General features: G+C 47.7%; 23 protein-coding genes. 7 read left to right on the forward strand and 16 right to left on the reverse strand.

Annotated elements, in window-relative coordinates; translation table 11 throughout:
* The first annotated feature begins 74 nt into the window (after positions 1–74).
* Positions 75–551 carry an MOSC domain-containing protein gene (locus tag N2245_RS05440; protein WP_494535713.1) on the forward strand — a complete coding sequence of 159 codons (477 nt, stop codon included), beginning with the start codon at positions 75–77 and terminating at the stop codon, positions 549–551.
* Here the strand turns inward: N2245_RS05440 and N2245_RS05445 are convergent.
* The 5 genes from N2245_RS05445 to N2245_RS05465 all read right to left on the reverse strand — a co-directional run bounded on the left by N2245_RS05445 (position 548) and on the right by N2245_RS05465 (position 4,056).
* Positions 548–1,576 (reverse strand): dipeptidase, encoded by a 1,029-nt coding sequence (locus tag N2245_RS05445; protein WP_494535714.1) that lies wholly within the window; start codon positions 1,574–1,576, stop codon positions 548–550. The two genes, N2245_RS05440 and N2245_RS05445, sit on opposite strands and share 4 nt — an antisense overlap.
* A 637-nt stretch (positions 1,577–2,213) precedes the next feature.
* Positions 2,214–2,720, reverse strand: coding sequence for a DoxX family protein (locus N2245_RS05450; RefSeq protein WP_494535715.1), 507 nt, complete (start codon positions 2,718–2,720; stop codon positions 2,214–2,216).
* A gap of 88 nt (positions 2,721–2,808) precedes the next feature.
* Entirely contained in the window at positions 2,809–3,285 is a 477-nt protein-coding gene (locus N2245_RS05455; RefSeq protein WP_494535716.1) for an Hsp20/alpha crystallin family protein, read from the reverse strand.
* A gap of 19 nt (positions 3,286–3,304) precedes the next feature.
* Entirely contained in the window at positions 3,305–3,595 is a 291-nt protein-coding gene (locus tag N2245_RS05460; RefSeq protein WP_494535717.1) for a MerR family transcriptional regulator, read from the reverse strand.
* Between the two features lie 191 nt (positions 3,596–3,786).
* On the reverse strand, positions 3,787–4,056 hold the full coding sequence (locus N2245_RS05465) for a glutaredoxin family protein (protein ID WP_494535718.1): 270 nt from the start codon (positions 4,054–4,056) through the stop codon (positions 3,787–3,789).
* Positions 4,057–4,469: 413 nt separating this feature from the next.
* Here N2245_RS05465 and N2245_RS05470 point away from each other — a divergent pair, with 413 nt between their 5' ends.
* From N2245_RS05470 to N2245_RS05485, 4 genes are all read left to right on the forward strand, one after another.
* Positions 4,470–5,462, forward strand: a complete 993-nt coding sequence (locus tag N2245_RS05470) for a hypothetical protein (protein ID WP_494535719.1) — start codon at positions 4,470–4,472, stop codon at positions 5,460–5,462.
* Between the two features lie 26 nt (positions 5,463–5,488).
* A complete protein-coding gene (locus tag N2245_RS05475; RefSeq protein WP_494535720.1) occupies positions 5,489–5,809 on the forward strand; it encodes a hypothetical protein in 321 nt (106 codons plus the stop codon).
* Between the two features lie 194 nt (positions 5,810–6,003).
* The gene (yedA, locus tag N2245_RS05480; protein ID WP_494535721.1) at positions 6,004–6,936 is read left to right on the forward strand and encodes a drug/metabolite exporter YedA; all 933 of its coding nucleotides are present in this window, start codon (positions 6,004–6,006) and stop codon (positions 6,934–6,936) included.
* Positions 6,937–7,023: 87 nt separating this feature from the next.
* Positions 7,024–7,590 (forward strand): YdcF family protein, encoded by a 567-nt coding sequence (locus N2245_RS05485; RefSeq protein WP_494535722.1) that lies wholly within the window; start codon positions 7,024–7,026, stop codon positions 7,588–7,590.
* 5 nt (positions 7,591–7,595) lie between these two features.
* Here N2245_RS05485 and purU read toward each other — a convergent pair whose 3' ends face one another.
* The 3 genes from purU to N2245_RS05500 form a co-directional block, all read right to left on the reverse strand.
* On the reverse strand, positions 7,596–8,447 hold the full coding sequence (gene purU, locus N2245_RS05490; protein ID WP_494535723.1) for a formyltetrahydrofolate deformylase: 852 nt from the start codon (positions 8,445–8,447) through the stop codon (positions 7,596–7,598).
* 80 nt (positions 8,448–8,527) lie between these two features.
* The gene (locus tag N2245_RS05495; protein ID WP_494535724.1) at positions 8,528–9,961 is read right to left on the reverse strand and encodes an RtcB family protein; all 1,434 of its coding nucleotides are present in this window, start codon (positions 9,959–9,961) and stop codon (positions 8,528–8,530) included.
* An 18-nt stretch (positions 9,962–9,979) separates the two neighbouring features.
* On the reverse strand, positions 9,980–10,408 hold the full coding sequence (locus N2245_RS05500) for an archease (protein ID WP_494535725.1): 429 nt from the start codon (positions 10,406–10,408) through the stop codon (positions 9,980–9,982).
* A gap of 121 nt (positions 10,409–10,529) precedes the next feature.
* Between N2245_RS05500 and N2245_RS05505 the strand changes: the two genes are divergently transcribed.
* Positions 10,530–10,955 (forward strand): Hsp20/alpha crystallin family protein, encoded by a 426-nt coding sequence (locus N2245_RS05505; protein WP_494535726.1) that lies wholly within the window; start codon positions 10,530–10,532, stop codon positions 10,953–10,955.
* Positions 10,956–10,979: 24 nt separating this feature from the next.
* Here N2245_RS05505 and N2245_RS05510 read toward each other — a convergent pair whose 3' ends face one another.
* The 3 genes from N2245_RS05510 to N2245_RS05520 are packed head-to-tail and all read right to left on the reverse strand — an operon-like array spanning position 10,980 to position 14,310.
* On the reverse strand, positions 10,980–11,810 hold the full coding sequence (locus N2245_RS05510) for a QueT transporter family protein (RefSeq protein ID WP_494535727.1): 831 nt from the start codon (positions 11,808–11,810) through the stop codon (positions 10,980–10,982).
* A gap of 31 nt (positions 11,811–11,841) precedes the next feature.
* Positions 11,842–12,603, reverse strand: a complete 762-nt coding sequence (locus N2245_RS05515) for an energy-coupling factor transporter transmembrane component T family protein (RefSeq protein ID WP_494535728.1) — start codon at positions 12,601–12,603, stop codon at positions 11,842–11,844.
* The gene (locus N2245_RS05520; protein ID WP_494535729.1) at positions 12,604–14,310 is read right to left on the reverse strand and encodes an ABC transporter ATP-binding protein; all 1,707 of its coding nucleotides are present in this window, start codon (positions 14,308–14,310) and stop codon (positions 12,604–12,606) included.
* 173 nt (positions 14,311–14,483) lie between these two features.
* Here N2245_RS05520 and N2245_RS05525 point away from each other — a divergent pair, with 173 nt between their 5' ends.
* Positions 14,484–14,639, forward strand: a complete 156-nt coding sequence (locus tag N2245_RS05525; protein ID WP_012874325.1) for a hypothetical protein — start codon at positions 14,484–14,486, stop codon at positions 14,637–14,639.
* Positions 14,640–14,657: 18 nt separating this feature from the next.
* Here the strand turns inward: N2245_RS05525 and N2245_RS05530 are convergent, their stop codons facing one another.
* The 5 genes from N2245_RS05530 to N2245_RS05550 all read right to left on the reverse strand — a co-directional run bounded on the left by N2245_RS05530 (position 14,658) and on the right by N2245_RS05550 (position 19,866).
* Positions 14,658–15,329 carry a hypothetical protein gene (locus tag N2245_RS05530; protein WP_494535730.1) on the reverse strand — a complete coding sequence of 224 codons (672 nt, stop codon included), beginning with the start codon at positions 15,327–15,329 and terminating at the stop codon, positions 14,658–14,660.
* 5 nt (positions 15,330–15,334) lie between these two features.
* Positions 15,335–16,327: an NAD(P)H-dependent amine dehydrogenase family protein gene (locus N2245_RS05535; protein WP_494535731.1), complete on the reverse strand. Its 993-nt coding sequence runs from the start codon at positions 16,325–16,327 to the stop codon at positions 15,335–15,337.
* Positions 16,328–16,369: 42 nt separating this feature from the next.
* A complete protein-coding gene (gene rpoD / locus N2245_RS05540; protein WP_494535732.1) occupies positions 16,370–17,386 on the reverse strand; it encodes an RNA polymerase sigma factor RpoD in 1,017 nt (338 codons plus the stop codon).
* 130 nt (positions 17,387–17,516) lie between these two features.
* Positions 17,517–18,677: an acyl-CoA dehydrogenase family protein gene (locus tag N2245_RS05545; RefSeq protein ID WP_494535733.1), complete on the reverse strand. Its 1,161-nt coding sequence runs from the start codon at positions 18,675–18,677 to the stop codon at positions 17,517–17,519.
* 4 nt (positions 18,678–18,681) lie between these two features.
* A complete protein-coding gene (locus tag N2245_RS05550; protein WP_494535734.1) occupies positions 18,682–19,866 on the reverse strand; it encodes an acetyl-CoA C-acetyltransferase in 1,185 nt (394 codons plus the stop codon).
* Positions 19,867–19,876: the final 10 nt, after the last annotated feature.

Consider the following 19,876-nt stretch of genomic DNA (forward strand, 5'->3'; position numbering starts at 1 on the left):
TCCTACCAGTTAGATAGGATTCTGTCTTGTCTTACTACCCACTACGAATTATCTCTTAGGAGTCCATTACCTACATGGCAAAGTTGTACCAGATAAACATCTCAAACGGTGGAGTACCTAAGCATAGAATAGAAGATGCTACCGTCGATTATCTTGGAATCATAGGTGACTATCACAACGATCGAGAACATCATGGAGGGCCTGACAAAGCGCTATGTATATTTTCGTTAGAGGTAATTGAGCAGCTGCGATCGGAAGGGCACAATATAGCTCCAGGGCATCTTGGAGAGAATCTGACTATAAGTGGTTTGAACTGGGATCAGATAATTCCCGGAGCTAAACTTCTAATCGGAGACACCCTATTGGTGGAGGTCACGGGTTATACAAATCCTTGCTATAAGATAGGTGCCTTTTTCAAAGACGGCAAGTTCTCTAGAGTTTCTCAGAAAACACATCCTGGAAACAGTAGGGTTTATGCAAGAGTTATAGTGCCCGGCCGCATCAAACAAGGCGATCAAGTAATTATCATACCTGATTCCGCAGCACCCTAGCTCTTCCAAGTTAATTTCAGCACCCGCAGCCAGTTTCTGAATGCTATCTTTTCTAACTCTTCCTGGCTGTAACCATGCTCCCTTAGAGCATTTAGTAGCTTTGGAAGCCCCGTTACGTCAGATATATGGGAGGATATCAAAGCTCCATCAAAATCTGAGCCTAGTCCAACCCTGTCGATTCCCACTCTTTCGACCAGATAGTCTATATGACGTATCATGATATCTATAGGTGTATCAGCTACCCTTTTGCCATCGGGCCTCAAAAAGGCAACTGCGAAGTTTAGCCCTACCATTCCATCCGAATCTCTTATCGCATCAAGTTGACGATCAGTGAGGTTGCGACTAACAGGACATATAGCATGGACATTGGAATGGGTTGCCACAACAGGGGCATTGGAGATCTTCACAACGTCCCAAAAACCGGCTTCATTAAGATGCGATACGTCCACTAGTATCCCTAGTTCGTTACAGGCCTTAACCAAACTCTTACCGGCCTCCGTTAATCCTGGACCTATATCAGGAGTTGAAGGAAAAACAAAAGGAACACCGTAGCCAAAGGCGTTTGGTCTGCTCCACACGATCCCTATTGATCTCAAACCAGCTTTATAGAAGACTTCCAGGGCATGCAGGTCTTCATCTATAGGCTCCGCACCCTCCATATGCATTATCGCCCCTATCCTACCCGACTTCACCTGATCCTCGAGTTCACCTACAGTGTGTACCACCTTTAGTTCTTCACCGGACTGCCTCTCAAGCTGAAACAGGCAGGATGATATAAGCATAGCTTGATCTAGAGCATAGTAACGGTCTAACGGAGCATGAGAATCCTCAGATACTGGCGGTATATATATGGCAAAGAAACCACCAGCGAACCCAGCTGCCTTGGCCCTTGGAAGGTCAAGATGACCATCATGGTTCTGCAAGAAGAAGGAGTAATCCTCAGCTTCTTGCCTGTAAGCTACCCTTAGCAAAACATCGTTGTGGCCATCCAGGACAGGTATCAACGTACAATCAACGCTCATCATAGCACCTCTCAATAAATAAAGAAGCTGATACTATGGTGCCACAGATATGCCAATAGGCAAAGTCTCATAAATCAAGCAGTAGAGGCATAATCTGATACCTGAGCCTCACAAGAATTAGCTCTCTGCTCTAGCTGAGAAAGATAGTCTTGCATCCAGCTAACGTATAACTCTCTATCTAGGGTACATACCTCTAAGCCTGATAGAACAAAATCCCGCAGCTTCTCAATAAAGAATTGGCAGGCAAACTCCAATCCCCCCATCGCCCCTCACAGCGCTACCTGCTGCATCTGATACTACAGCAAGCAGCACATCCTCTTTTTCAAGCCTGCATAGGCTAACCCTTATGGCATTCCTGACAAGGGAGTCCTCTGGACAGGTGATAGGTTCCAATAACGCTTGCAAATGCGTATTTCCAAGAACAGGGTCATTTACCAGCTATTCCCCTTAGTTAAGTGAGCTAGTCGTGAAAAGCCGCATATTGCTATAAGCACTAGGACTTTCAGCTATACGCATTATATACACGTTTGATAAAAGCATATGAAGATATAAACTGAAGATATAAACAGGTAGATAAGCATATAATTTCAGCAAATAAAAAAGGTGCCCAGCAGAGGCTCCGGGCACCTTCAGCATCAAACTAGCTGGTAGAGTACTTAGTCGATCTGCTAACTCCTGGGATGGTAGCAAGAACGAGCAAGATTAGTATTACCAATAAACCGGCTAATGCTACCCAACCGGGGAGAGAGATCTTCAACAGGTTGTCCAGTGAGTATCTACCGTAACCAGTCAAAAGAAGAGCAACAGCAATGGCGCCATAGACAATTGGCAACTCTGCACCACCTCTAGAGGACCATATAGGCTTACCCCAGTGAGCCTTCACGGTGGCCATAATCATCGCTCCAAGAATAGCAAGAGAGCCAACAGGATTAAGCAATCCTATAAGCACCAACAGACCCCCAACAAACTCGGACAAACCAGCCAACAGGGCCCAATACCTTCCAGGAGTAAGCCCTAGAGATTCCATAAAATACGCAGTTCCTTTCAGTCCTCCTCCGCCAAACCAACCAAACAGCTTCTGAGCACCATGACCAATAAACAATAGACCGACCACAACCCGTAGTACAAGGAGTGCAGCATCAAGCATGACACTTCACCTCCTTGCTACAAAATCTACTGGTAAGCTAGTAAGTAGCTTACCAGTAGATAAATTCTCTTGCACTGCAGGAATTAGTCTATTGCTGTACCTGCTCCTGACCGCTCTGCAGCTGCCCACCAACATTGATCTGTATCTGCTTAGGCTTAGCCTCTTCAGCCTTGGGCAGCGTAAGCACCAACTCGCCGTGCTCAAAAGTAGCCTTCGCGTTGTTGGCGTCTATCCTAGTCGGAAGAGTGAACGACCTCGAAACAGAGCCAAATCTGCGCTCTCTCACCAGGTAGTTAGCACCCTTACGCTCTTCCTCACCCTTCTGCTCAGCAGATATAGTCACCGTATCTCCAGTGACGGATACGTTAACGTCCTCGGGCTTGAACCCAGGAAGAGAAGCCTTGATCACATACTCACTGTCTCTTTCCTCTATATCTACAGGCATACCTACAGTGGTTCGAGTAACTATGCTGGTTGGACTTACCCAGCTTTCCTCAAACAGCCTGTTGATAGCATCTCTCAGGCTCAACACCTCTCTGAACGGATCCCATCTCTGCAGTGCCATGGATCATCACCTCCTCATTCTAAGCTGATTGCTTATTGGATTTATCCGGAGGGTTGGAGGTATGTTCCTTACGCATACGAAGTACTTCCCTTATACCTGGATAGTTGATGCCCTTACGTGCCAAGTCGGCTATCTGCATGATCATCTCGACATCTTCGTCCGAGTACCGGCGAGTTTTGCCAGTTGTTCGGGCTGGTCTTATCAGCCCCTGCTGCTCATATTGTCTAATCGTATGCACAGGAACACCGGTCATCTCGGACACAACGCTGATCGTATACTTTGGAAAGGACCTGTCCTTTCTATACTCCATAGTTAATACCCCCAACCTCCAGAATCAATATACAAAATATAACTATATTTGTCAAATCTTCTTACATAGATAATAATGCTTATTACAGCATAATTTGTATTATAGTTCATGATCAAAATGAGATTAGTCGCTGGAGCATAAAACAAGGGGCTCGGGCAGCTACCCGAGCCCCTGCGAAAAGCACCTATGATCTACGCGGCTTGACCTTCCAAGGCGGCCAAAAGCTCGTTTACAGAAGGCTCTACCAATACCTTCCCCGTAGGTAGGATTATTGTGGGGACTCTCCAAATACCCCCATTTACTTTTAGCATCTCCTCCTCGGCGTGAGGATGAAGCTCCAGATCTATAAGCTTATAATTAATCTTCATACTATCCAAAATCATCTTCGTCCTCTTGCAGTCACCACACCAAGAAGTACTGTACACAACTATTGTTGCAGAATGTTCCATATAGGTACACATCCTCCTAAATAATTCTAGTAGCTATGCTACCTAAAGCATTCGTAAGAGGGCAAAGCCGTTAATTAACCTCTCCTGATGCATCTGTATGCAGCTGGGGTAGTACAAACTGATGATAGATAGCTTTGCTTATATAATCTAGGTCTTCATTAGAAACGGGATGAGCACCCTCTTCTATAAGATGGGTACGCAAAAATACCTCCCCCTCAGGGGATTCAACCATTAGCACTTCCACCATTGCTCTACAGAAGACACAACGAACCCAAAGTCCCGGGATCTCCTCAGGAGCATCGATCACAACTTCCCATTCGTGACGAAATTCCACTTGTCTTTGCCTTTCGTGTAAACTTGGCTTACCCTATCTATGATACTAATTTTAGTAAGCTGGGCTTATCCCTTCTAAAAAGAGGAGATTTATGATTCGCAGAACCAGAACCCTGATCAATCTCATGAAAGAAGTTAGCTTAGATGAGGTACGGGAGAAAGCCAGCTTGCCTTTTGCGCTGGTGATAACCGGCCCATCTCGAGAGCTTCGCCAAAAGACTATAAACCTTCTATCAGGAGGCGCACACTACACTTCTGGAACCTTGACAGAGCATGATGCAGATACTGGATGGTCTCCAGTATTTGAGCGAGCATCATTAGTACTCTATGTACTTGACCACGGACAGGTTAGACAATCGGACCTAGAACTATTAGGGAGAATAGCTCGCATAGGATTACCTATCATAGTATTGCTCTTGAATGCTGCAGCGCTTGTTGGTGATCAAAACACTTTGGACAGATTCAACAGCATGCTCAGGGACTCTCGCGCCAAGATCAAGCTAGTACGCATCCAGGATTCTATCGAGACCCTATTGCGCGCGATATTGCAAGAGTTGGATGCATTTGATATAGCTATTGCAAGGCAACTTCCACCATTTAGACCAATAGTTGCCAACCAGCTTATATCCGAAGCTTCTAGAGCTAATGCTCAATTTGCGCTCATGTCCAATATCCCCTTGGTTATACCTATTATCGGCAATATAGCAGCAGCTAGTGCCGATCTGCTTGTGCTCACCAAGAACCAGATTATGCTAGTCTTTAAGCTGGCTGCCGTCAATGGCCAGGACATACATAGCGGCAGAAAGATTCTGACGGAGATAATACCAGTAGTCGGGGCTGGCTTCTTCTGGAGAACAGTAGCCAGGGAGCTGGCAGACTTAATGCCTTTTGGTGTGGGCGCCATACCCAAAACTATAATTGCCTATGCAGGCACATTTGTAGTAGGTAGAAGCGCTCAGTATTACTACTCCACAGGATTACAGCCCAGCAACGATCTGCTCAAGAAGTTCTACTCCGACGCACTGGAGAGAGCCCGAAAGCTATTTCCAAAGCAAGATACTGAGCATAAGGAGCAAACTGATTAATCCCGATCCGGAGGTAGGAAAAGAGAATGGCTGTCGATAAAATGCCCGCTCAGTGGCGGAGAGCCTTAGGTAGATGGGAGAGATGGAAGAGCAGGGGTAGATTGAAACCTGAGTTCGAGGAACTCACCTATATAATGCTGGAGAAGCTGCGAGAAGTAAACGATCCGCAGGAGCTGATCAAGAAATACTATCTAGGTAACTATTGGGCACTGCGTATCGCTAGAAAGATGTATCCTGACAGAGAGGATCTATGGGACATGGGCATGACAGCTGATGTCGCCTATGCTATGAGATACCAGGAGCTTACAGGTGAGAGCATAGCTGAGGACGAGCCAGAGGAAGACTAATTCTCCTCTGGCACCAGAGATTTTGCCCTTTTAGAAGCATAGACAAGTAAACCCTGCAATATATCTTCAAAGTACTACATGCCCTACAATATCTGTCCCCAATAAGTCAGCAAGAGCGGCATCAAGGTAATGGTATATACTGGGCCTATATATTACTGAAGAGTAACAAAAACTTAAGTTCCGATCTGCAGAATATGAACATTGAAGATAAGCTGCTAGATACAGGGTCTAGCCTGGTTAAGAAGGACTCTCCTTCCACCATACATATCGTATTTGCGCTCTTAGCAGTGTACCTCATATGGGGATCCACTTACTTAGGCATAAAATTTGCCCTAAACAGCTTCCCACCATTGCTTCTAGGGGGAATAAGATTCCTGATAGCGGGCTCTGTGCTCTATACATGGTTACGGTTTCAGGGCCATTCAACACCTACAAGAGAGCAATGGCTCTCGTGCACCGTGGTAGGTGCTCTCCTCCTGCTTATAGGAAATGGTGGAGTAGGCTTTGCTGAGCAGAACGTAGCCTCGAGCCTAGTCGCCTTAGTTATAGCGGCTACGCCTTTGTGGGCAGCGATATTCCTCAGCTTGATGGGAAGAAAACCGGGTAGGCTAGAGTGGATAGGTCTGACAATCGGCTTCCTGGGAGTAGCATTGCTCAATTTAGATGGTCAACTAAGATCAGAGCCTATATCGGCAGCTATAGTAATTGCTTCCTCTATCTGTTGGTCCTTTGGCTCGGTCATAAGCCAGAGGCTCTCTATTCCCTCAGGGCTTATGGCTAGTGCCTGTGAGATGCTTATGGGGGGAGCAATGATGTTGTTAATTGGCCTTGTTCTTGGAGAAAGAATAAGTCTTCCGATAACATTCGAGGCTTCCGTAGCGATAACTTATCTCACGGTGATAGGCTCCCTAGTTGGATTTACTGCCTACAGCTTTCTACTAGAAAACGTCAGACCTTCTTTGGCGACCAGCTACGCGTACGTCAATCCGATAGTAGCAGTGATATTAGGCGCGTTCATCGGAGACGAACATATAAGCCCCATGATAATCATATCTATGCCCCTTATAATCTTAGGGATAGCTATAGTAGTTATGACTAAGAGCCCTAATATGGAAAAAGAAGCCTAGAAGGGCTCTCAAGTTTGCATCTAATCATACGAGAACCCTTTCAAATAGTTACTGATAGTAAGGAGCTAACTTATAAAGCGTCTGTTATTGGCCATAGCACTTCTATTAGTAGTTGTCTGGTTCGGAAACGTACTAATAAAGATCCATAAGGTAGGGAACACCGACAATGCAGTGAAGTCGGACGCCATACTCGTACTTGGAGCTGCTCAGTACAATGGCAGACCCTCCCCTGTGTTCAGAGCAAGACTGGAACACGCGCTCGCTCTATATAAGAAGAGGCTTGCCCCAAGGGTTGTGGTTGTAGGGGGCAAAGCAAGAGGGGACACCTATACCGAGGCGGATTCTGGTGTGCGCTATCTTCTAAAGAGAGGCATACCTTCTAATTCACTCATGGCAGTACCCCATGGCCGAAGCACTTACAGCAGCTTGCGTGCAGCCAAAAACATATTACAACCCAAACATGTTCGATCTTTGATCATCGTAAGCGATAGATTCCATATGTATCGATCCCTGGAGATGGCCAAATCGGTTGGCTTCAATGTAACTGGATCCCCTACTCCCAACAGCCCTATAGATAAGGATCCCGCAGCGGAGACCAGGTATGTTATCAGGGAGGCACTAGCTTATACAGCCTATAAAATATCGGGGCATTGAGCCACCTACTCGAAGACAACCGTACGGTTACCATCGACCAATACCCGGTCCTCAAGATGCCATCTGACTGCGCGAGCGAGTACTCTTCGCTCAACTTCACGTCCTATCCTGATCATGTCTTGGACTGTGTCTCTGTGAGACACGTGAGCTATATCCTGATTGATTATAGGACCTGCATCTAGCTCCTCTGTCACATAGTGAGCAGTAGCTCCTATGATCTTGACCCCTCTCGCATGTGCTTGATGATAAGGATTAGCCCCCACAAAGGCCGGGAGGAAGGAATGATGTATGTTTATCATCCTCTGGCGATATACGTTTACCACCTTGGGTGTGAGTATCTGCATATACCTTGCAAGCACTACCAGGTCTATCGAGTACTTATCTAGGAGCTCCAGGATCTTGTCCTCCTGCTCTTCTCGAGTTTCCTTCGTCACTGGCAGGTGGTAGAAGGGGATCCCATAGGCTTCCACCCTACTCGCAGCATTTGTATGATTTGAGATCACCAAAGGTATCTCAGCTGGAAGTTCTCCGGCATCCCACCTCCACAGCAAGTCAACCAGACAATGATCCTGCTTGGATACAAGTATAGCCACTCGCTTGGGTTGATCAGTGTAATATATCTGCCAATTCATAGAGTACTGCCTAGCAAGCGGAGTAAAGGCGGCACCAAACTCCTCCTTCCGTAGGCCAAATCCTTCACCCTCTATTACAAGACGCATGAAAAACCTTCCTGAGTCGCTAACGTATTGGTCAGCGCTCAGGATATTGCCATTATGCATAGCTATAAACGAAGAAATAGCTGCTATAAGCCCCTTCCGATCTGGACAATCAATAAGCAACCTGATGTTATAGCTCATGGACACCTCAAAGTCTTCGAGGAAGTATGTAAGAATTGCCTCATTATTTTACTGGTTTAGTGCTGGTAGAGATTATCTCGCTAGCCTTTCACGCATATCTTAGGGCGCAATAGAGCAACTCTGTTGGCCAGGCCGGCATATTCTGTAGCCTCCGCTACAAGATCCACGTTTTTGTAAGCGTCAGGAGCTTCCTCTGCAACACCTCGAGATGAGTGTGCGCGTACTATTATGCCTCTCGCCGCCAGTTGCTGGATGATCTCCTTACCAGACCACTGCTTGAGGGCTTGCCTACGACTTAGCGCCCTTCCCGCTCCGTGGGATGCCGTGGAGAGAGCGCGTTGCTCGCTCGTATCCACTCCTACTAATATGTAGGAACCTGTCCCCATACTGCCGCCAATCAGTACTGGTTGTCCTATATTTCGGTATCTCTGAGGTATATCTGGGTGTCCGGGCCCATAGGCGCGTGTCGCCCCCTTCCGATGGATGTAGACGTGCCTCTCACGCCCATCTATGACATGCTTCTCACGCTTGCATGTATTATGCGAAACATCATAAAGGGTCTCAACCTTAGTGCCAGGTATGATCTTCCTGAACGCCTGACGGGTAAGATGAGTCAGTATCTGTCGATTTGCAAGGGCACAGTTTATACCTGCATTCATCGCCCCTATGTACTCATGTCCCTCTGGAGAGGTAATAGGAGCACATGCCAGCTCCCTATCTGGTAAGTCAATCTTGAGTCTTTGAGCAGCCTTGGCCAGTGACAACAAGTAATCAGTTCCTATCTGGTGTCCTAAACCTCTAGAGCCGCAGTGGATGGATACAACTATCTGCCCCTCCCATAGGCCGAACGCTTCCGCAGCTTTCTGATCGTATACTTTCTCTACAACCTGTACTTCAAGATAGTGATTGCCTGACCCCAAGGTGCCCATTTCGCCTTTCTGGCGCTTCTTCGCTTCTTTTGAAACGAACTCAGGGACAGCGCCCTCCATCCGCCCATGCTCTTCTATATACTCCAAATCCTCTGGCACACCGTACCCTTCCCTAACTGCCCACTCAGCGCCGCCTTCAAGCACCCTGTCCAACTCTTTAGGGGAAAGTTTGATCTCCCCCTCTTCTCCTACACCAGCAGGAATAGTTTTATATAGCTCATCGGCCAGCCTCTCGGCATAAGGCTCGAGATCTCTTAGCGATAGGTCCGTGCGTAGGCAGCGTATACCACAAGAGATGTCAAAGCCAACGCCACCGGCAGATATTATGCCTCCCTCTTCCGGGTCAAATGCAGCTACCCCGCCAATAGGGAATCCATAACCCCAGTGTGCATCGGGCATAGTCATAGCCTTACCAACTATTCCAGGTAACTTGGCCACATTAGTTATCTGCTCAAGTACCTTGTCGTCCATAGACCTGAGCAGTTCCTCGGTTCCATAGAGAACTACAGGAGCTCTTTTCTCCCCAGGCTTAAGAGGCACTGTCCAAGTATACTTATCTATCTTTTCTAGCTTTGACAGGTCCATCTGCCTTCCCTCCCTGACCTATACATCTACTACACACCTAGCCTGCCACACACCATCCTCCTGCTCGACCGAAAGCATAGTGAAAGTAGCTCCTTTCACTTCGGTCCCACGTTCAAGGTCCGTGCTCCAGGGCTGTCCCCACGCCTTGCCTATCCACCTATTACCTTGCCTGACCAATTGAAACTTTCCTAGCGCCAGATCGTGCTCTCGAGCTAAGACTAGAAGCTTGTTAAGCCAGGTAAATAGGGCAAGTTCCGGATCTTCCTCCTCGAATTCAAAAACTACTTCTTTTTCTGGCTTAACTGCATCCACATCCAGCATGACCGCGAACATAGCCTTTGCGGCGGATTCGAAGGCCGCCTCTAGTGAGCTTCCCCTGCCTTCTATACCAACATCTGCATCATGATCAAAGTACTCGTAGTCCTGAATGTCGCGCATGTTCCTCATAAGGTTGAAAATAATATGCTGAGTAAGATATATTTTGTGCCCTGAAGATTGGTTCCGCAAGGGTGATGCCGCTAGCATCTTTCTTGCTGTACAAGTACAGCAAACACGGGAGGAGACAAAGGTGCAGGACAAAAAGCAGAACTTACCTATAAGGCTTTATCGAGGTGAAGGACATCTGGTGATAGCTGCTCCCATGCCCGGACTCGAACCCCAGGACATAAGAATAACTGTATCTATGGGCAAAGTAGTCTTGAGCGGGGCTGAGAGAGGACCAAAGCAGCACCTCAGGGATCTCATTATATCTGAGTGGTCGGTGGGACCATACTACCGAGAAGTGGAGTTGCCGGAGAGGGTGAACCCCACATTGGTCAACGCCACCTATGGAAACGGCATTGTTGTAGTTTCCATGCCACTACTAACCAAAGAAGAGCATATCGAACCTCAGGAGTTCACCCTCACTCCGCTAGAGTCCACCCGGGGTGAACACGTAGGGCATTCGGGCAAGGATATGACGCCAGTAGACATGTCACAGCGCACCAAGAAATAGACCAAGCCATGCAGGAGCTATCTGCTACTCCTGCATGGCCAGTACTTGTTCCTTACCTCCGAGCATCCAACCACCAATGAAAACTAGAGCTATAAATGGGATCATTATTATGGCCAAAGCCACGCCACCCTGTGTACCCTTGCCAAAGCCAGCAGCCGCCATTGCCTGATTATACAGCCCAAGAGCTATTATAAGTCCTACGATCACTCCGCCTATGGCGCCTATCCATACCAATAGCTGACCCAACCTAGGAGATACCGAAGGCGATACATCTTCAGGACGCATAATCTCGGTCCAAAGCAAGCCCCACTGCTTGATGCGAGGATAGATTATCAAGAGAATAAACGGTCCAAGCACTATCCCAGCAATGGCGTTATTGATAGTGATTATTACTGAGAGAGCAGCGAATGGGGCAAGCTTGATCAAATCTGCAAACCAGCTAATCACAAGAGCACACGCGGCAGAGCTTACTATTACCACTGCGATGTAGGCCGCAAGCTTCTTACCTGAGTTGATAGAAGGCTCCTTGTCCTTGGAATTGTAAAATATTGCCCCCCATAGCTTGTAGGGAATGTACCCTAGCAGGAAGTTACCAACAAATCCTCCGATGCTACCTAGGGTTAGAGTACCGAAGAAGTCTCCTATTAGGTTTCCAATCGCTGCCCCCCATGCACCGGCAGGACCAAATAGAAGCCCAAATACGAACGGGAACACGTTGGCAGGCCTAACCTCAGTAAGAGAAGGAATAATGACAAATCCCTTGAAAGGTATAAGAACTGCTGCGTAAATGGCCGCGCTCAACGCTGTGAGAACAATCATCTGAGTATACTTCCACATAGTAAAGACTTCCTTCATTGCATAAGCCCTCCCCGAATTATGTAATTACTTATAGATATCCCAAGATACGAGCTGATATGATGAATACCAATAAACCCAGAGCAATGAATATAACTACAAAGTCCCTTCCTACCATCTTCAACTGTAGATAGTAGGTACGACTCGGCATCGCCCCAAACCCCTTGGACTCTAGCGCCATACTGAATATATTGGTGGATCTTATTGTAGATATGAAAACAGGTATTAACAAAGGGATGTAGTTTTTTATTCTTTGGATTGGGCCTCCTGTATCAAGATCCAATCCTCTAGATCTTTGTGCCTGGGTAATAGTGGTAGTAGTGGAGGCTATCGTCGGGACTAGGCGCAAGGCTGTGGAGACCACAAAAGCAAACCTATATGGTACACCTATCCTTACCAGCGCCATGGCTATATCTTCGTTACGAGTTATAGACAAAAAGATCAGGCCAGCTATGACCATGGTGTCTATTCTGATAGCCACAGATACAGCGTAAACAACAGATTCGCGCTCTATGATCCAGAATAGCGGGGTAGTTCCCTGCTGGAACAAAGACCAAAGGACTATGGTCACCAGAGTTATCATGAACAACACAAACCTAATCCTCCGAAGGTTGACCAACACCCCAGCTACATAACCAGCTAGTAAAACCAACAATAATATGGCTAACAAATAAAGAGGGTTCAGAGAGATGAAAACTAACACAAAGGTTACCAGGAGCAGTAGCATCTTGGTACGAGGATCAAGCCTATGGAATATTGAATCCCGATCTATATACAGATAATAGGGATCCATCTATATATTCTCCTTAGTGACATGTACTAGCTCCTCAACCGAACGCACAGTATAGCCTAGTAGATTGCTCATTGACACTATTTGAGGTGGCTTTAGCGCGGCATCTCGCAGCTCCTCCTCCCTGGAGAACACCTCTCGCACAGTCCCAGACAGGTAAACTCTACCATCCTTCATAACTACAACTCGGTCCGCATATTCAGCAACCAACCACATGCTATGTGTGACCACGATGATGGTCGAGCCGGATTCGTTCAACCTCTTTACTAGCTCCATCATGCTACGCTGCTGGGAATAGTCCAAGCCAGTGGTGGGCTCATCTAGGATCAGAACCTCAGGATTGCCTGCAAGAACAGATGCCACAGCTACTCTCTGCCGCTCACCTTTGGTAAGGGAGAATGGATCAGCATCTTCATACCCTTCCAAGTCGACCGCCTTCAAGGCATCGGCAACTCTCTGCTTGATCTCGCCTTCAGGTGTATGGCGTAGCCTCAACCCAAAAGCGACCTCATCATAGACCTTATCAGAAAATATCTGGTGATCCGGGTTCTGAAAGACATAGCCTATATGCTGTCCCAACGTCCTGATACCTAGCTTACGTGTCTCCTCACCATTTACCCTGACACTACCGGAGGTCGGATATAACAGGCCGTTGAAATGCTTGACCAGAGTCGTCTTCCCAGAGCCGTTCTGACCAAGAATCGCCAAGAATTCTCCTTTACGAACATTTAGGCTTATATCCTCAAGTGCCAGCACTCTACCCGGATACATGTGGCTCAGGTTTCGAACCTCGATAATAACTTCATGGTTAGATTCCATCCTGGACTTTTCTTCTTCCACAAGCTTTGTATAGGAAACTTCGTCCACTTTATATCCCCGGCGTCGAAACTCCTGCACCCCCTCTTCAGGGGTAAGAGGCAACTCCATTTCTGGTACGCCCATCACACTGAAAAACTGAGGCACCTGCAGGGGCATAACCCCGCACTCCTCCATAAGAGCGACCTTGCGCAGCATGTCCTTAGCAGGATGATCAGCCACTACCTGCCCATCTCTCATGAGCACTATTCTGTCCGCATTGAGCGCTTCCTCGGTTTCGTGCTCAATAACTATGAGAGTCACGTCTTCTTCCTGCTCAAGGCTCCGCGCAATTTTGAATACACCTTCCTTGCCAATGGGATCAAGATCTGTAGTCGGTTCATCCATGCACAGAATCTTGGGCTGGAGAGCAAGGACAGAAGCAATAGCTAAACGCTGTTTCTGCCCACCGGACAAGGTAGCAGGACGCCTCTCCTCAAAACCCTGCAAACCCACTTTGGCCAAAGACTCTCTTACTCGTAATCCTATTTCGTCCGGAGGCACGCAGAAATTCTCAGGTCCAAAAGCCACCTCAAGAGCTACGTTGGTAGAGAACAGCTGGGCTTCAAAATCCTGGAAAACTAGCCCCACATAACGAGCCAGCTCGCCCACCCGACTGTCACGAGTGGACTTACCAAATATGAAGATATTTCCCTCCATCTTTCCCCTATAGAAGTGTGGAATAAGACCGTTCAGAGAGATCGCAAGGGTACTCTTACCAGCACCAGATGGGCCCATTATTACTACAAAATCGCCTTGGCTAATCTCTAGGCTGAGAGATTGAATAGCTGGCTCTTTTCGGCCACGGTATCTCCAGGTAAAAGAATCTATCCGAACAGGTTTATCTTCTTGCATACAGAACTCCAGCAACATCAAGCGTGGTGATTTTACTACCACATTTTGCAATTAACAAGAGAGGGTTTCTAGGTGAACACCAGATCTGCTCTCGTCTTTACAGCGGCACGATAGATGCTATTAGTACGCCGATTGCAGTCGGGGCCGAGTAATCATTGTAGGGAGGGGTGTAAATGTCTTTACTGTGGTTGCTCATTATATTACTTATCATAGCTATACTATTTGGTGGATGGGGGTACGGTAGATACGGTCCTTACGTGAGCATTGGTCCGGTCGCTCTAATTATCTTGATCATACTAATTCTGTGGCTGACTGGTAGTCTGACTTAATCACCTGGCCACGTGGAATCACTCGGCCCTCCACGTGGCAGCCATAAATTCCAGCACAGAACCGTAGCTCGATAGGTTCTTACGCTTACTTCTCAGGGTCATTACCCAAGCCTTACCGCCATAAATCCATACAAGTTGTCTAATGTAGAACACTTCTGGTGACTTACTAAAATCGGTCCATGCCAGCCACTGTCCTGATATAAGCCCACCCCTATAATCTTCCAGTTTTTGAACTCTAACTCCGGCTATCCTACTAATATTGTTCACGCTAGCATCTACGTAGCTATCGAGGTTAACACTGAGATTTAAGTCTTCGGCAAACACCGTAATATAAGCCTCAACTCCAGGCTTTCTCGGATAAAACACATCACCCCTTACTCCGGCAGAGATTATTCCGCCACTTACTCCGTACCAACTCACAGGTAGCTTTAGAGTGTAGTTATAGATCTTAGATTCAAAAGCTGTGCTAGACGATATAACCTTTGATGGTGTCGCAACTGGGATAACAAAAGGAGTCAAAGCTGGTCCATTTGTTGTAGGAGTAATAACAGCTGCAGGGGAACCGAAGCTAGTCGGAGTGGGTAGCTGTACATTTGTGGATCTATCCTTCTGAGCCAGAAATCCAAGTGGGCTGCATGCCCAGCATATAACAGCCAATATGGCAAGCAGCCCACATAGAAAGTGCCTCATGATCGCTAGCTGCGGAACCTTAAAGGCATCACATCAAGCATTGTTCGTAATCCAGGGGGGAGACTCATAAGGACATTTGCAGAATTAACTACTATAGAGGCAGTAGCACGATCACCATGCACACCACCATCGAACCTTAGGTCTAGATCTGGGACACCCCATACTTGGATACGATCCACTGGTTCGTCGGCTCCTACGTACATCTTTAGGTCCAGCACTAACTTCTCTATATCTCGACCATAAACCCTGATCGTCTGCCTAACTCCAGCCACTTGACCTGGCTGTATATTCCCAATAGCTGCCACGATCTCACGCTCTGCTATTATGGGCTCTATGCTTTCCTCAAAATCTTTGCATTCCCAACCCATAGCATCGATGATCATCCAGGCGGACTCAGGCAACCCTACATGTCTCACATTTCCTGTAGCCACAAGCTGCCTAAACTCCTCTACTGTCAGCCCCGCACCCACCTTGCGCTGTAGCTGCAGCCTTCTACCTCCGGCATCCACAACCCTCTCTACATGTATGCGATCCACCTTCTGGCAAACCGTAGTAACTGTTAGGGGGAATGCATCCATGACGAAGCCAGGATTCACTCCAGTCCCCAATATCCTAGCGTTTGCTTCCTTGGCCTTCATATCGAGTTCAGTTGCAAGACCAGGGTAGGTACGCCAAGGATAAGAAAGTTCCTCGCAGGTGGAAACAACGCTTAGTCCTTTTTCTATGGCGGACTCTATCTGAGGCTTGACTACTTCCAGGAACGATGAAGTCGTGTGAAGGACAAGATCTGCTTCGGTATTCTGTAGTGCTTCCTCCAGAGAGGAGCTAACTATGACGTCAGAAGGAGCACCAGTTACCTCCTCAACTGTACGACCGACTTTAGACGGGTCTATATCCACAGCACCAACCAGACGCATATTGCCTTTGGAAGCGGCGACTCTTGCCACCTCGGACCCTATGGGGCCAAGACCGAAAGAAATTACTCTTATCTCAGACACAATAGGCTCTCCCACATCCACAAGTATTTTCCCCTCGAATATCTAGTCGAGGAAATCCCTTAGATGGTTGAGCTTTCCAGGCTTGCGAAGCTTCTCAAGAGCCTTCGCCTCTATCTGGCGTACCCTTTCGCGAGTAACGCCAAGCCTATGGCCAACCTCTTCTAGTGTATGTGGTGAAGAGCCCTCTAGTCCATATCTCAGCACCATTACTTTGCGCTCTTTCTCCGTGAGGGAGTTCAGAACCTTGGATAACTCCCGCTTAAGCACCTCTCCTATAGCTAGATCTACTGGGGTCTCTGTAGCTGAGTCAGGGATAAACTGCCCCAAAGAAGAATCGCCATCCGTTCCCACAGGGCCTTCAAGAGAGAGCGGATGGCGAGATGCTCGCATTATAAGTCTTACCTTCTCGGGGTTCATCCCCATATACTCGGCGAGCTCCTCACAGGTAGGCTCTCGACCGAGTTCTTGTGATAGCTTACGTGAAGCCTTGTATAGATGGTTCATAGTTTCCGTAATATGTACTGGGAGCCTTATGGTCCTGGCTTGATCAGCTATCGCCCTGGTAACGGCCTGCCGTATCCACCAAGTAGCATAGGTCGAGAACTTGAATCCCTTACGATAGTCAAATTTGTCCGTAGCCCGCATGAGGCCTATATTACCTTCCTCTATCAGATCGAGGAGACTGAGGCCCCTATTCATGTGTTTTTTGGCAACACTTACGACTAGTCTGAGGTTTGCTTCTATAAGATGCCTTCTCGCCCTCTCACCTTCGTCCACTTCCGCAAGTAGTTTATCGCGTTGCTCAGGATCATATTTGCCACTGTCAAGAACACTCTGGGCCTTCTTGCCCCTTTCCATCTTTTTAGCTAGCTCTACCTCCTGTTCGGCGGTGAGCAGAGGCACAAGGCCTATCTCCCTAAGATACATACGTACGGAATCATCTAAGTCTTCGCTAAGAACCTCCTCCTGCTTATCGTATTCTGCTTCCTCGGGTAGATCTTCGTATTGATGAGAAAAATGGGGGTCTTGAAAGGGGACATCATGGATCTCAGATAACACTGGCTCCTCCACGCACCTGGCTTTTGCAGAAAGTTTGCTATCAGCAAATAGTTAAAGCAAACTTTTGACTTTGAATATAGCACACTACGAAGGATTTGAGTAGGGTATATCCTATATAATCTTTCCTTACCTACTGTAATTCCTTCAGTAGCCTGCTGGCTATAACCATTCTCTGCGCTTCGCTGGTGCCCTCGTAAATCTCCGTTACCTTAGAATCTCTATAAAACTTTTCCATAGGATATTCAGCGCTATATCCCAAGGAGCCATGTATCTGTATTGCTTCTCTGGCGGCGCTGACGCACATCTCAGAAGCAAACAGCTTAGCCATCGAAGCTGCCAAAGTTATATTTTTTCCTTTATCTTCAAGTATAGCTGCCTTATACGTCAGTAACCTTGCAGCCTCAACTTGAGTGGCCATATCGGCCATCTTCCACTGAATGGCCTGAAATTCCGCTATGGGCCTACCAAACTGGTGCCTTTGAATAGCGTATTGCATTGACATTTCCAAACAGGCCTGACCTATCCCCACTGCCTGGGCGGCTATCCCCACCCTGCCACCATCGAGAGCTTGCATGGCTATTTTGAAGCCCTGCCCCTCCTCTCCAAGTAGGTCATGCATAGAGACCTTTACACCGTCAAGATGCACAGTGCACGAATGAGCAGCCCTGATACCTAGCTTACTCTCAGAGGGTCCCACGACCAACCCTGGGGAATCACGCTTTACTATGAAGGCAGATATATCTTTATAGTCGCCTCTATTCCCGGTACGGGCAAATACTATGAATACCCCTGCGTGGCTGGCATTAGTTATCCAAACCTTAGTGCCCGTCAAGAAGTAATGATCTCCGTCTCTTGAAGCTCTCGTTCGTATGGATGCTGCATCAGTGCCAGATTCGGGTTCGGTTAAAGCAAACGCCCCCACGGTCTTACCGGAAGCAAGCAACTCCAAATACTTACTCTTTTGCTCCTCTGTTCCCCAGCGCTGAAGTGGCACCGCGGTCAGAGAGGTGTGAGCGGATACTATAGTGCCTATGGAAGGATCTACTCTGGAAAGCTCCTCAATCAGGATAGCATAGGACAAAAAATCCGACCCAGCCCCTCCATACTGCGGGGATATGGGGGCCCCCATGAATCCTAATTGTCCCAGTTCTTCTATAATATCTGTGGGAAATCTAGCCTCTCTGTCGTTTTGCAGCACATGGGGCCTAATGCGCTCCTCAGCAAACTTCCTTACTATCGATCTAAGGACTTGATAGTCTTCAGGTAGGTCCAAACAGTTGGAAAGCCCCATCGATCTATCCCTCCACTTGTAAGACCAAAGCATCACCTTGAGCTGTGCCACTGCAGATGGCCGCCAGACCATACCCTCCACCACGCCTATGTAACTCATGAAGCAGGGTGGTTACGATCCTGGCTCCACTAGCCCCAATTGGGTGTCCCAACGCTATAGCTCCCCCATTAACATTGACCTTCTCTGGATCTGCATTTAGCTTCCTGGTGGAGATGATGGCCACGCTAGCAAAAGCCTCATTTATCTCTATAAGATCCACATCACCTATGCACATTGCCGCTTTATCTAGAGCCTGCTCAGCTGCCATAGCAGGGGTATATGCCAAGTAGGGTGGATCCCATGCAGCTGCGCCTTGAGCCAAAATAAACGCTAATGGCCTTAGTCCGTGCGCACGCACATAATCCTCGCTAGCAAGCACGAGTGCTGATGCTCCATCGTTTACACCTGGAGCATTTCCAGCTGTGACGGTGCCATTAGGGTCAAATACCGGCTTTAGCCTAGAAAGCGCCTCCATGGAGGTATCTCTTCTTGGGGCTTCATCTTGATCTACTAGGCTTTTGCCCCCCTTAGTAGGTCTAACCTCTACAGGGATTATTTCATCGTCGAATCTACCAGCATCCATCGCTGCGATAGCACGTTTGTGGCTCCTAAGAGCCCATTCGTCCTGCTGCTGCCTAGTAACTCCTTCCTTGCTAGCAACAGAGCTACCATGGTTGCCCATGTGTACGTGCAAGATGGGATCCCACAAACCATCGTGGATCATAGCATCCAGCAGCTCGCCATTGCCCATCCTGTAGCCCCACCGAGCATTCGGGATAAGATATGGTGCATTACTCATGCTCTCCATGCCCCCAGCAACTACTACGCTGTGTTCACCAAGCTTGATAAGAGCGTCCGCCAAGGCTATAGCTCTCATTCCACTGCCGCATACTCTATTGATGGTATCAGCAGTAACCTCTCTACCTAGGCCAGCACTAAAAGCTGCCTGTCTGGCTGGTGTCATGCCAAGCCCTGCACCTATCACGTTTCCCATGATCACGTGCTGTACTTCTGATGAGGGGATCCCCGCCCTCCCTATAGCAGATCTGATAACGATAGCACCTAGATCTACGGCACTTAGGGAAGCCAAGGCACCGCCGAGTTTACCTATAGGAGTTCTAACTGCGCTTAGTATCGCTGTCCTAGCCATAGCAAATCTC

The sequence above is a fragment of the Thermobaculum sp. T2p genome (assembly GCF_059335935.1).